This is a genomic window from Schaalia meyeri, from assembly GCF_900105015.1.
Classification (GTDB): Bacteria; Actinomycetota; Actinomycetes; order Actinomycetales; family Actinomycetaceae; genus Pauljensenia; species Pauljensenia meyeri.
The window spans coordinates 81,510-94,612 of record NZ_FNLK01000010.1 but is presented as its reverse complement, the minus strand read 5'-3'; the positions used below and the strand labels follow the sequence as shown (position 1 = coordinate 94,612).

Below are 13,103 nucleotides of genomic sequence, written 5' to 3'. Positions count from 1 at the left end.
GTTGGGTGATGGGTCGGTGTCGCTCGACTGATGTCACTCCTCGGCCCGCGTCTGGGCGGCGGCCTCGCGAGCGAGGCGAGCTTTTCCGAAGAAATAGAGACCGACGATGAGGATGAGAACAAAGGCCTGTGCGGCCAGGTTCTCCACTCGGGGGAAGATCCCCAAGAGGTCAATAGTGGGGAAGCCGCCAACGGGCGTCAGCGAGATAACGTCCGCCTCCTGGAGCTCCTTGATGCCCGATCCCGTGAACGTGAAGGCCATGAGGGCCAGCAGCAGCGACGTGATCGTAAAGAAGGGACGCAGCGGGATGCGCAGCGCGGCGAACTGGATGAGCAGGTAGACGACCACCAGGATGACGGCGCCCACGCCCAGGCCGATCCACACGTAGTGGACATTGCCGCCGGCGCCGGAAACAATCGGCACGTAGAAGAGAATCGTCTCGGCGCCCTCACGCAGGACCGCCAGGAATGAGATGAATGCCAGGCCCAGCAGGGAGCCTTTGGTCAAGGATGCGTCCGTCTGTTCCTTGATGTACTTGTCCCACGCCTGGTTGGAGGACTTGTTGATCATCCAGTTCGACACCCAGATCAGCATGGCGACAGCGAAGAGGGCCGCGACGCCCTCCAGGAGCTCCTGATTCGCGCCAGCCAGGGAGGTCGCGTAGTTGAACAGGAACGCCAGGCCGATCGAGAGGGCCAGCGCCAGTGCGACACCGCCCCACACGACGCCGACCTTGTCCTTGTGTCCGGCCTTACCCAGGTAGGCGAGGACCGCGGCGACGACCAGGATCGCTTCCATGCCCTCACGCAGGATGACGAGGAGCGAGGGCAGGAACTGCGCCAGCCACGGGGACGAGGTGGAGGCTGAGGATTCAGCGGACTTGCCGGTGTACCCGTCCAGGGTGTTAGCGTCCTCACGGATGAGGTTCGACAGGGTCGCGTAGTGCTGGTCGACCGCGCTCGAGTCGTTGTCGGTCATGGCCTTTTTCAGCAGGGAGAACTCCATCTCCACCTGCGAGACGCGGGCCCCGGAAACGCGGCTCAGGACCTGCTTCTCCATGCCAGTCGTCTCATAATTCTTGTAATACGCGTCGTTAACCTTGTTCTTACCACCCTTCGGATCACCCGCCTTAAAGGCCTCGACGCCCTCCGCAAGGATTCCGTTAATGGTCTGCGCGACCTGCCCCCACGCGCCCGGGCTGTAGTCGCCGGACGATGCCTGCGCACCCTGGTCCGGGGATACTCCGTCCAGGGTGGCGGCATCCTCCGCGACGTACCGCTTGAGGGTCGCCGCGTGGCTCTCAACATCCGCGGCGGCGCCATCGGTCATGGCCTTTTTCAGCAGGGAGAACTCCATCTCCACCTGCGAGACGCGGGCCCCGGAAACGCGGCTCAGGACCTGCTTCTCCATGCCAGTCGTCTCATAATTCTTGTAATACGCGTCGTTAACCTTGTTCTTACCACCCTTCGGATCACCCGCCTTAAAGGCCTCGACGCCCTCGTCAATGAGGCCGTTGATGGTGGTGGCCACGTCGCGCCAGGTCTGGCCCTGGGCGCGCGAGGGGGCGCCCATGATCGCCAGGGCGAGGGCCGCCATGACGGCGATGATGAGAACGCGGGCGAACCGCTGGATAACGTTTTGTGCGCAAACGCGAAGCACGGCTATCACGAGCCTCCTGGAAAACCGGCGCGTGGGAGACGCCGGGCTGATGGGATTTCCTCAGCAGTCAGCGTAGCCACATGCCGCCCAGATGAAAAGTAGCCCATTTAGGATTGCCTAAATTGTAACCATATAGTCACCGTCAATAATGCTCACAAGCCACTTGTGGCAAGGACCAAAGGCCTATCCCCTGTTGCCGAAGTCGTCCCGCCAGTTTACTGTCGTGCCCTTTTGTGTCCGTGTATATGTCCGTGGGCGGCAGCCCGCCCGCTCGATCGCCACACGCGAGCCTAACGGCTCGGAGCGATCGATCTCGAAGCCCGGCCAGGCCCCGCCACCACCCACGAACACCAACAACCAACCAGGCCCGCATGAAACCCACACCACCCCCACACCGCCAAAAACCCCAAAATCCAAACCAAATCACCACGCAGGGGCGACCACAGTTTCACCCCCACCCACAAGCCACGCCACAAATCCCCACACCGGCCAGCGCCCGGAACAAAGACTCTCACACTAACCCGCTGGGATGCGCGGCGAGCAGCCCCGCCAACGTGCAACCAAGAGGGTTAACGCGTGCCGTTGGGGCACCCGCGGGGCCACGAAACATGTCACCGCGCCCCAGACAAACGAGGCCGCGACCGGGAAACCCGGCCACGGCCTCGCCTCGTCACCTCACGGAGACGTCAGGCTCACTCCTTAACCCCTCACTCCTCTACGTGGTCCTCGACCGCGGCGCGCCCGGCCTCCAGCCGAGCCACCGGGACGCGGAACGGGGAGCAGGACACGTAGTCCAGTCCCACGCCGTGGAAGAAGTGGATCGACAGCGGATCGCCCCCGTGCTCGCCACACACGCCGAGCTTGATGCCGGGCTTGGTCGAGCGGGCGCGACGCACGCCCTCGGAGACCAGGGTGCCCACGCCGTGAACATCGATGGACTCGAAGGGGGACACGCCAAAGATTCCCGCCTCAATGTAGTGCGGGAAGAAAACGCCCTCAACGTCGTCGCGCGAGAAGCCCCACACGGTCTGCGTCAGGTCGTTCGTGCCGAAGCTGAAGAAGTCGGCTTCCTCAGCCAGATCCTCGGCGGTCATCGCGGCGCGCGGCAGCTCGATCATCGCACCGATCGTCACGCCCGACAGATCCACGCCGCGGGCCCGGGCCACGTCGGCGATGATGGCCTCGCCCTCCTCGCGCACCAGCTGAAGCTCACGCACGGAGCCGACCAGAGGCACCATGATCTCCGGCTCGGGATGCAGGCCTCGCGCGACCAGCTCCGCGGTGGCCTCACACAGGGCGCGCATCTGCAGGGCAAACAGGCCGGGCAGGTAGATGCCCAGGCGCACGCCGCGCAGGCCCAGCATGGGGTTCTGCTCGTGCATGCGGCGCACCTCTGCCAGCATGCTCTCGTCCGCGGGATCTAAAGTGCCGGTGGCCTTGCCGACGGCGACCTTGGTCTCCAACTCGATGAGCGCCGGCATGAACTCGTGCAGCGGCGGGTCGATGAGGCGCACGGTCATCGACTTGCCATCCATGACCTGAAGCATCTCCAGGAAGTCCTGCTTTTGCAGCTTCTCCAGCTCGTCGAACGCGGCCTGACGCTCGGGGGAGGCGGGGGCAGAGAGGATGGCTCGCTCGACCAGCGGGCGCCGCTCGCCCAGGAACATGTGCTCGGTGCGGCACAATCCGATGCCCTCCGCGCCGAATTCGATGGCGCGCTTTGAGTCCAGCGGGGTGTCCGCGTTGGCGCGCACGCGCAGGCGGCGGACCTTGTCGGCATGAGCCAGAATCTTGTCGACCGCCCTGACCAGCTCGCGGGTCCCCTCGTCTTCGCCGGCGGCAGCCAGGCCCGCTTCGAGGCCCTCCGCCAGGTAGGTGGTGACGGGTGAGTCGGTGACGGGCACCTCTCCGCGGAAGATCTCGCCGGTCTGGCCGTCGATCGCGATCGTGTCATCGCCGGTCAGAACCAGGTCGCCGATCGTGACGGTGCCTGCCGCAGCATCGATCACGAGCGCCTCGGCGCCACACACGCAGGTCTTACCCATGCCGCGCGCGACGACCGCGGCGTGAGAGGTCTTGCCGCCACGCGCGGTCAACACGCCCTCGGCGGCGACCATGCCGGGCAGGTCATCGGGGTTGGTTTCGCGCCGCACCAGGACGGTCTTGAGCCCCTTCTCGGCGGCGAGGATGGCCTGCTCGTTATTGAAGGCAATCTTACCGACGGCCGCACCCGGAGAGGCAGCCATGCCGCGCGCGATCAGTTCCTTGTCGGCCTTCGCGTCGAACTGCGGGAACATCAGCTGGGTGAGCTGGTCGCCGGTCACGCGACCCAGGGACTCGTCGCGCGTGATGAGCTTTTCGGAAACCAGCTGCGTGGCGATACGGAACGCGGCTGCCGCCGTGCGCTTGCCGACGCGGGTCTGCAGCATCCACAGCTTGCCGCGCTCGACCGTGAACTCGATGTCGCACATGTCGCGGTAGTGCGTCTCGAGCTTGCGCATGATGGAGCGCAGCTCGTCGTACACGGGCTTGTTGATGCGCTTCAGGTCAGCCAGGGCCAGCGTGTTGCGGATGCCGGCGACGACGTCCTCGCCCTGCGCGTTCTCCAGGTAATCACCGTAGACGCCCGAGTGGCCAGAAGAGGGGTCGCGGGTGAAGCACACGCCCGTGCCGGAGTTCTCGCCCATGTTTCCGAACACCATGGTGCAGACGTTGACGGCGGTACCCAGGTCGTGGGGGATACGCTCGCGGCGGCGGTAGATGCGGGCGCGCTCGGTGTTCCAGGAACGGAAGACGGCCTCGATGGCCATGTCCATCTGGGTGCGCGGGTCCTGCGGGAAGTCCTGCCCGGTCTGTTCCTTGACGATGCCCTTGAAGGTGTCAACGAGGCCGCGCAGGTCGTCGGCGGTCAGTTCCGTGTCCCCCGTGACGCCGCGCTCGGCCTTGAGGCCATCGAGTGCGTCGGAGAACAGGTCGCCGTCGATGTCGAGCACGGTCTTGCCGAACATCTGGATGAGGCGGCGGTAAGAGTCCCACGCGAAGCGCTCGTTACCGCTGGAGGCGACGAGGCCGCGAACGGATTCGTCGTTGAGGCCGATATTCAAGACGGTTTCCATCATGCCGGGCATGGAGAACTTCGCGCCGCTTCGCACGGAAACCAAGAGCGGATCGGTCGCGTCGCCCAGCACGCGGCCCATCTGGTCTTCGACGCGACGCAGGGCGGTGGTGACCTCGGTGGCCAGGGACTCGGGGACGACCGAATCCTTGAGGTATGCCCGGCATGCCTCGGTGGTGATCGTGAAGCCGGGGGGAACGGGCAGGCCGAGCTTCGTCATCTCGGCTAGGTTCGCTCCCTTTCCTCCGAGCAGGTCCTTCATGGACTTGTCACCCTCGGAGAAGTCATATACGTACTTGACCATCATGGTCCTCAACTTCCGTGGTTGCATGTGACCGGCCCGCGCCCGGGCCGCTACCACAGGAAAGAATACACTGATCACGGGACCTAGGTCACCTTACGCCACGACGGCGACTGGTTGTCCCGATATGTACCAGGCCCGGGCCGTTTCTTAGGCGACCGCACCGCGTCAAACGAGTGTGGGGCGAGCCCACCTGGCCCGCCCCACATCACGTGTCGAATGTATGTCAACGCACTCGGAACTCGACCGTGGTCCCCTCACCGACGTCGATGAGGTCACCGTCGCTCAGAGAGAGAGCCACCATGGGGGTGACGTCCTGGAAGGAGCCGTCGGCGTGGCGCAGGACGGTGCCATTCGCACTGCCGAGATCCATGAGCGCCCACGAGCCGGGGGCGGTGATCATGACGGCGCAGTGAGAACGCGAGATCTCCGTCGCGGGACTGGGAACGCGCAGGACGGTGGCGGCGGGGCGGCCGGTGAGGGCGGACGCGTCGGGATCGCGACCGATGACGACATCGCGTGAGACCTCGACGGGGACGGTGCCGCCGTGAATGAGGAAGGCGACCGGAGCGGCGGGGCCGGAGTCCACGGAGGGCAGACGCAGAATCGTGGATTCGGTGTCGGTTTCCGCGTTCAAGCCAGCCAGGCCAACGGCACTCATGGCCTCGGGCGCGGCGGGAGAGCCCATCACGGGTTCCGGGGCGGGCTCGGGAACGGAGGGGGCGCTGGGTTCGTCGAAGGCGCCCGCGCGTTCAGAGGAGGCGGACTCCGCCGTGTCAACCGGCGGCTCCTCCGTGGCGGCGACGACGTAAAGGTCGCCCGAGGGCTGCTCGATATCCTTCTTGGGCGCCTCGTCGATCCGCTCGACCGGCTCATCCTGGTCCGGCTCGGCGGGAGCATGGGCGGCCTCATCCGCATCGGAGGAGGACCCGCGGGAGGACGAGAGGAACACCGGGGGGTTGTTGGTGGCCGCCAGGAACTGCGCCTCAAGGGCCTCCAGATCAACGGAGGAGGTGCGCACCGACGGCTCGGGAAGCTCCTCGCGGGCCTCTCTGCGCGCGCGACGCTCGTGATCGGGAATATCGGGGTTGATGAGGAAGCCCATCGTGTCGACGGGCATCGAGGCCATGGCCTCGACCTCGTCCAGAGCGCGACCGATGCGGATCTCGGCGGCCTCGACGCGGTCGGCAGCGGGAACCATCCACGTCACCTCGTCGCCGTCGATGATGGTGGCCTCAAAGGTCTGCCACTCGCCGGGATTAAAGGGCCACGCCCAAATCGGGTCGGTCCACACCTGCTCGGTGATCTGACCGGCGGCGCGCATGCGCAGCTGGATGTTGCCGAGCACCGTCAGGTACGGCTGCTCGCCGGCGCAGTCCAACAGCAGGACGTCGCCCTGTTCGGCCTGCACGTGAGACAGCCACGCCTGGGTGTCCGCACGCCCCCACACGACATCAGCCGCGGAATCCGCGAAATCCAGCGGAACCAACGCTGCACCGAGCGGTCCGGTGACGAGCATCGCGCCCTGTCCGCGACACAGGAAGCGTCCAATCTGAAGCATCAGTTACTGCCTTTTCTGCGAGGAATCCGGCGAGCGGTCTCGATCGACGCCGGACGTACTGGTTGAATCATTCGACTCATGACATTCGATGTCAATGTTACTCGCGATTCGGTTCCTGCGTAAACCACAACGGCTGTCGTATTGTCCCGAGTACCCGCCTCGAGAGAAGCCTGAATCAGATCGTCGGCGTTTCCCTGCGGACCGTTCCCCGCGGCAACCAGCGCATATAGCTGCGCATCCTGAAGCACTCCGTGTACGCCGTCCGTACAGATGACCGCCCGATCGCCGTCCTCCAACGGCATAATTGTATAGTCGGCCTTCACGGTCCCGCACTGCCCGGCGCCCAGCGCCTTCGTCACGACGTTCGCCGGGGGAATCACCCGCGGCGCACCCGAGACAGCCGCCAAGTCGCGCGCCTCCTGCAGGGCCGAGTGGTCATGCGTGAGCTGACGGATTCCGCCGCCGCCCACCACGTACGCGCGCGAATCGCCCACGTTAAAGGAAAGCCAGTAGGGGCCCTCGGCCGTGTGCAGTACCATGAGGCCCGACAGCGTCGTGCCGGGCGCGCCCATCGGGTTATCGTCCGACGCCAGCGCGGCTACCGCAGCGGCAGCCGAATCAATCGCAACGGACAGGTCCACCAAGTCCACCGCGCGGTCGCCTAGCCTGTCGGGGCTGAGAAACTCCTGCAGCGTGAGAACAGCCGTGGACGAGGCCTGAGCGCCGCCCAGGTGACCACCCATCCCATCGGCGACCGCAAAGACAGGCGGAACCGCCAGCCACGAGTCCTCGTTCTCTGATCGAACCGGCCCGATGTCGGTCGATGCACCCCACCGAACTGCGGGCTGCTCCGCCTGTTCATCGAGAGCCATCTGCCTTCATCTTTCCACTGTGTTGGGCGCGAGGGATTACGCGCGACGGTAACCATTCTACACGCGACGTAACCGGTGCCTCGCCACGAAGAGACGCGCTGCGCGCAACAAAACTGGCGCGATTAGGTGATCGCTCTCACGGAACGGTCACGCACGCGCGAACCGGATCGGACAAACGCCCCGACGACCGCGACACCGTTGTGACCTGCATACAGTTCTCTCCGCTGGAGGCGTCCACGCTCACAGTCGTCTCGTTGACGCGACCGCGCGAGGTTCCCCCCTCACTCGACCCCTCGTACACGTACACGATGTCGGATTGGGCGATGCCCTCCGGGGCACTCCACTTCCACGCCACCAGGCCGTCCGCGTACTCGCCCGTCAAATCCGTCACCTGCGGCGGGGCGGCGCCCAACGCGTCACCCGGAGCCGCAGACGGGGTCGTCGTCTCCTTCCCGGGCGCGATACGAGTAAAAGAACCCTGGCCGCGCAGCATACCCACGACCAGGCCCGCGGCGATCACCGCGGCCAGCAGCGCCAGAATCGCACCCGTCACCGGGGTCAGGCCCCTCCCGGTTGCCGCCGCCTCCTCGACGACGCGGCTGGAGGAGGAATCGTCTAAGTCAGCGGAGCGCTCGCTCTTCCACGAATCCGCTACGGCCTCGACGCCTCCGGAACCCGTTCCCCCCTCAAAGGAATAGGGCGAGGAGGAGCGCAGGCGCGTCGCATCCGCGTCGATCAATGCCGCGCCGCGCAGACGGGTCCTGTCGTCCGCGCTGACCGCAGCGGCGGCCGCCTTCGAACGCTTCTCCTTTATTTCCATCTCCGTGCGCGGGTACCCCAGCTCTTTTTGGACGCGCTGCAGCCCCTCGCCAAACGCCTTCGCAGACTGCGTGCGCTCCGCCAGATCGACGGACATCGCGGTGCGCAGCACTCGCTCCAACTCCGCCGGAGCGTCCGCCCGCCCCAAGGCGCGCACGCGCCCGCGCTGCACACGATTCGCGATCGACGCCGCCGAATTATCCCCGATTGGATCCTCGAACGGGCTGCGCCCCGTCACGAACGTCCACGTCGTCGATGCCAGCGCCCACACGTCCTGCAACGGCGACGCAGCGGAGGACACGTCCTGCTGCTCCGGAGGCGCCCACAGGACCGAAAAACCATCGAATGCGCCAACCTCCAGCTGCCCCGCCTTCGAGGCCACGCCAAAGTCAGCCAACACCGGTTTTCCATAGGCGTCCAGCATGATGTTCGACGGCTTAATGTCGCGATGCACGTAGCCCTTCCAATGAAACGTCTCGACCACGCCACACATCTTGATCATCATGTCCAGCGCCGTCTCCAGAGACATCGGACGCGCGCGCACCTGCGTGAGCAGATCAGCCACCGGGCAATATTCCATCACCAGGTAGGCGCGCCCATCCGCGGTCGTGCCCACGCCGTGCAGCTCCACGACAGAGGGGTGGCCGGACAGCAGCGTCATCGCGTCTGCTTCGCGATGCAGCTCCTTCGTGCCCCGCTCATCCCCCTGCGCGCGCACGACCTTGATCGCCACGTCGCGGCTGGGCAGCTCCTGACGATACAAAAACACGTCGGCGAAGCCGCCCTGCCCCAGCGGACGAACCCATCGGAAACCTGGAATATCGGGGCCCTTCAAGCCCGCGGCCACTGGACTCACTGCTGTGTCTCCTCTCGCGTCGCGCGCGCAGCCGAGGCGCTTTGGCGCAGCTTATGACGCATGCGCAGGCTGCGCAGGGACAGCGCTTGGCGCACGCGGGCAAAGAAGCCAAAGCGCTTGGTCACCTGCGTGCGCAGCGCAACCACCTGAACCCACGCGGCACGCGCACGGTCACGGGAGGCACCGTGAGACGCGAAGTTCGCCACGTCCGCATAGCGGGCGATGACGACCGGAGCCGGTACGTCGCCGCCGAAGCGGCTCCACCCGTCGATCACGTAGCGCCCCTGCCCGGCGGCGGCGTTTTCGACGGAGTATATCGAGCCATCCTCCCCGGGACGCATCTCACCCGTCACCAGGGTAAAGGGATCGCCCGGATCCTCGCCGAGCTTCCACTGGGAGGACAGGGACCACGCGGTCTCCTGACGCGTGCGCCCGACCTCAATGCGCAGGCCGGAATCGGCGGCCAGGTCCACGACCTCGTCCCACGAACCGATCAGCGCGTCACCGGCGGGTGCTCGGCGGCGGCGCCTGCGGCGTCCCGCCTTGAACGCTATGATCGCCAGCGGGGGCAGCAGGAGCAGCAGGAAGCCGCCCGAAACACCGGCAATGATCCTCCACGGAAAGCCCGCCTCGGGGGGCTTGTTCGGGTCGGCGTTCTGGTCGTTCGTCGGCGGAGGCAGCTCGGCCGGGGGCTCCGGGGGCTCCGGGGGCTGGAGCACCTGCGGGCGCGGCACGGAACGAGGCTTGGGAACCTGCGTCTGCGGCGTGTGGTCACGCGGCGGCGTCGGATCGAAGACCCCCCACACGCCACCGGCGAACTCGACCTCCACCCACGCCCGGATGTCCGATCCGCGCAGGGTCGCAGCACCACCCTGGGAACCGCCCTCCGGGTACGCGCCCATGACGACGCGCGCGTTGATGCCCAGCTGGTGCAGCATGAGAGCCATGATGGCCGTGTACTGCTGGTCATCGCCTATCAGATTCTCGTCCGAAAAGAGCATGCGCTCCAGGCGGTCGGTGCGCACGCCCGGCCGCGAAAACTGCGTGTTTTCGTTGAGATAGTAGCCGTTCGTCGCCAGATACTGCTCGATCGTGCGCGCGGCAGCCAGCGGCGTTACCGCGTTCTGCGTGATATCCGCGGCCTTTGACTTGATGCCCTCGGGCACGTTCGTGTCCTGCGACGTCGACGGCAGCGCCACCAGGTTCGCCAGTTCTTCGTCGCGCACGGGAGCAGTAAAGTCCGTGGTCACGTTGTAGCTCATGGTCCCGGCGGGGCCGGTCGTCAGGGCCGCGTTCGCCCACGTATCGACGTGCAGCCCCGCCTTTTGCGCGGCCGAGTTGGGGCCCGTGAAGGCGATCTGGGAGGGCTCCCCCAGGACGGGCACCCACGGACCCGACAGGCCAGTCGTGGTCACCGTGGTCACGGAGGTACCCTCGGCTCGTCCGGGGATGGTCGTTTCCACCAGAATGTATCCCGTGTGGCCGTCGCCGCGATTCTCGGACATGCCGAAGGTCGTACCGTCGTACACGTCCATCGCGGCGATGCGCACACGCTGGTTCTCGGGCAGGTCCGATACGGTCAGGAGCGCCTCGTCCTTCAGGTCGGTCGTGTAGTGACGAAACGAGGACATGGGAGAGGGGTACGCCTGAACGTCAAGGGGCGGCTTCACCAGGTCGCGGCCCACGATGCGCGAACCCGACGCCCCCAGGAAGGACGCGGCGGGCAGCGCCACACCCACGGAGACCGCCAGCGTGATGAGCGCGCCAGCGATCCGCGTCCCCACGTACACGGTCGATCGAGACCGGCGCCCGACCGTGGCCTCGCCTCCGCGGGATCCCGTGCGCCCCACCAGCACGTCCTGACCCAGCGTGATGCGCTGGTACTGGGCGGCCGTTGCCCACCAGGCGACCAGCAGCGCCCACCAGGCGAGCACCACCCACACGGGCAGCGGGTGGCGCGTCAGCCCAAAGAACACAGCGATAACCGCCATGATCACCAGGGGGATGGAACCCACAATCGCGCGTCCTGCGCGCGCGGTGATCAGGCCAGCGACGACGGCCAGGATCAGGCCACTCATCCACGGCACCAGGGCGGGCCCCGAGTACACGGACACGGGTGCCGTCAGAGTCAGCAGATCCTTCCAGGCGCGGAAAGACCCCAGGACCATGACCTGCAGTGTCCGTCCCGTGGGCAGGAAACCGAACAGGGCCTCCGAGCGCAGCGCCGCCGCGCTGCCCAGCAGGAAATACGTGACCACGATGCTCAGCACCGTCGTCAGCACGTCCCACCGCCATCGGGTCGACGCGGCGGCAATCAACAGGCCACTGACCACACCGGCAGCCGCGGCGATTGCGCCAACTCCGCCGCCAAAGACGGGTTCAAAGGCGGCGACCGGACCGGCAAACAGGACGGCGAGCACCAGGAGCGACCACATCGGCAGCTTCGAACGATACGTCGCGAAGCGCTGCGTGACCGACAGCAGGCGCGATCGTGTCGTCTTGGGGCGCGTGCCTTGCGAAGCGCCGCGGGCATCGTCCGATCCCCGGGGCTTGGCCGACTCTGGCGGCGGGACGTCCATCGAACGGGGCTGGGTCGACACGGGCGAGGGGGCTGGGTGCCCCGCTTGGGGATCGACCCGCTGGATACGCGGCTTGGTGTCGACGGTGCTACGGCTCATGCCAGCCCCCCGGCGACGATGATGCGCGGCAGGTCATCCAGCTTGGAGCAGTCCAGGAGCACCCCTCGCCCCAGATCCCGCCGCGTACGCCCGCCCCGGCCGCCGCCGATACGGATGATGGAGACGGGAACATCGATGGGAGCCAGGCGCGCCAGGTGCGCGGCATCCACATCCGTCACCTTCGGACCGACCACGAGCGTGAGCGCGGAAACGCCGGGGCGCTGAGCCAGGGCCTCGCGAACGCGCAGGAAAAGATCGCCGCCGGAGCGGGCCCCCACCTCGGACAGGGCATCCAGCATACGCATGGCGCCCCCGGAAGGCAGCCACGTGTCGGTCGTGGTTACCGACACCGGACGCGATTCGCGCAGGTTAGCCAGGCCCAGCGACGCCGCAACCGACACGGCCGTTTCGAAAGAATCGTGATCCCAGGCGTCGCGCGACGTGTCCAGGACGATGACGTGGTGCGAACGGTGCGTTTCTTCGTACTGGCGCACGATGAGCTTGCCCAAACGGGCGGTCGACTGCCAGTGGACGGCGCGGCGATCGTCCCCCGGCTCGTAGTCACGCAGCGCATGGAACGACACGTCCGAGCTGGAGAGTTTGCCGGTGGACACGCCCTCCACGTCCAGCTGAAAGCCGGTCGCATCGAAAGGGACGCGGACCGTTCGGGGGTGCACGTGCAGGACGACGGGTTCGTCCCACACTCGCACGCGGCGCAAGAGCCCCAGGGCGTCGGATCGCACCGACCGCGCCGGCCCGACGTTGATGAGGCCACGGTGACGCGAGGATATCAGGAACATTTCGTCCCACGACCTGCGGGCACCCAACGGGGGCACGACAAATTCGCCGGTGCCTGACCCGATCGGTAGCTCAATGATGCCGGATCGGACGGGGCGGGAGCGCTCGTTGCGCACCAGGATCTCGCCGACGGCCGTCTGTCCGGCGACGATGCGTTCGTTAGGGACGCGGATCGACACGAGGTGCGGCGGCTTCCACGCGACGCGCAGGGCCGCCAGCACCAACGTGACGACGCCCGCCAGCGCGCACGCCAGGGCCTCGACCCATTCGAGTGCTGCTGCCAGCGCCACGCCGACGAAGATGAGCGTGATAACGGCCCATCCGATCGGTGTGACCGCTCCCGCCAACTTTGCGAGGGGACGCGAACCGCTGGCCTGCTCCCGTGAGTGCCAGACCATGTCGTTGCTTTCCGAACGCTTCCCTTCCATCGTGGTTGTCGATAGA

At 66.5% G+C, this 13,103-nt stretch carries 7 protein-coding genes; all 7 read right to left on the bottom strand.

Going from position 1 to position 13,103, the window contains the following annotated elements; translation table 11 throughout:
• Window positions 1-33: 33 nt before the first annotated feature.
• Window positions 34-1,596, bottom strand: a complete 1,563-nt coding sequence (locus tag BLT68_RS04675) for an FTR1 family iron permease (RefSeq protein WP_165603240.1) — start codon at window positions 1,594-1,596, stop codon at window positions 34-36.
• A 770-nt stretch (window positions 1,597-2,366) separates the two neighbouring features.
• Window positions 2,367-5,078: a pyruvate, phosphate dikinase gene (gene ppdK / locus BLT68_RS04670; protein ID WP_070779287.1), complete on the bottom strand. Its 2,712-nt coding sequence runs from the start codon at window positions 5,076-5,078 to the stop codon at window positions 2,367-2,369.
• 223 nt (window positions 5,079-5,301) lie between these two features.
• On the bottom strand, window positions 5,302-6,636 hold the full coding sequence (locus tag BLT68_RS04665) for an FHA domain-containing protein (RefSeq protein WP_074633086.1): 1,335 nt from the start codon (window positions 6,634-6,636) through the stop codon (window positions 5,302-5,304).
• Window positions 6,636-7,508 (bottom strand): PP2C family protein-serine/threonine phosphatase, encoded by an 873-nt coding sequence (locus BLT68_RS04660; protein ID WP_074633085.1) that lies wholly within the window; start codon window positions 7,506-7,508, stop codon window positions 6,636-6,638. The genes BLT68_RS04665 and BLT68_RS04660 overlap by 1 nt, the downstream gene beginning before the upstream one ends.
• A 136-nt stretch (window positions 7,509-7,644) precedes the next feature.
• Window positions 7,645-9,183, bottom strand: coding sequence for a serine/threonine-protein kinase (locus tag BLT68_RS04655; RefSeq protein WP_232618748.1), 1,539 nt, complete (start codon window positions 9,181-9,183; stop codon window positions 7,645-7,647).
• The gene (locus tag BLT68_RS04650) at window positions 9,180-11,861 is read right to left on the bottom strand and encodes a transglutaminase TgpA family protein (RefSeq protein ID WP_232618747.1); all 2,682 of its coding nucleotides are present in this window, start codon (window positions 11,859-11,861) and stop codon (window positions 9,180-9,182) included. Before BLT68_RS04650 ends, BLT68_RS04655 begins: the two co-directional genes overlap by 4 nt.
• Window positions 11,858-13,087 carry a DUF58 domain-containing protein gene (locus tag BLT68_RS04645; protein ID WP_074633083.1) on the bottom strand — a complete coding sequence of 410 codons (1,230 nt, stop codon included), beginning with the start codon at window positions 13,085-13,087 and terminating at the stop codon, window positions 11,858-11,860. The genes BLT68_RS04650 and BLT68_RS04645 overlap by 4 nt, the downstream gene beginning before the upstream one ends.
• Window positions 13,088-13,103 lie beyond the last annotated feature (16 nt).

What these genes read in the sequence shown, in the direction of transcription:
- BLT68_RS04675 (WP_165603240.1), bottom strand. Translation starts at nt 1,596, where the DNA reads ATGGCGGCCCTCGCCCTGGCGATCATGGGCGCCCCCTCGCGCGCCCAG.
- ppdK (WP_070779287.1), bottom strand. Translation starts at nt 5,078, where the DNA reads ATGGTCAAGTACGTATATGACTTCTCCGAGGGTGACAAGTCCATGAAG.
- BLT68_RS04665 (WP_074633086.1), bottom strand. Translation starts at nt 6,636, where the DNA reads ATGCTTCAGATTGGACGCTTCCTGTGTCGCGGACAGGGCGCGATGCTC.
- BLT68_RS04660 (WP_074633085.1), bottom strand. Translation starts at nt 7,508, where the DNA reads ATGGCTCTCGATGAACAGGCGGAGCAGCCCGCAGTTCGGTGGGGTGCA.
- BLT68_RS04650 (WP_232618747.1), bottom strand. Translation starts at nt 11,861, where the DNA reads ATGAGCCGTAGCACCGTCGACACCAAGCCGCGTATCCAGCGGGTCGAT.
- BLT68_RS04645 (WP_074633083.1), bottom strand. Translation starts at nt 13,087, where the DNA reads ATGGAAGGGAAGCGTTCGGAAAGCAACGACATGGTCTGGCACTCACGG.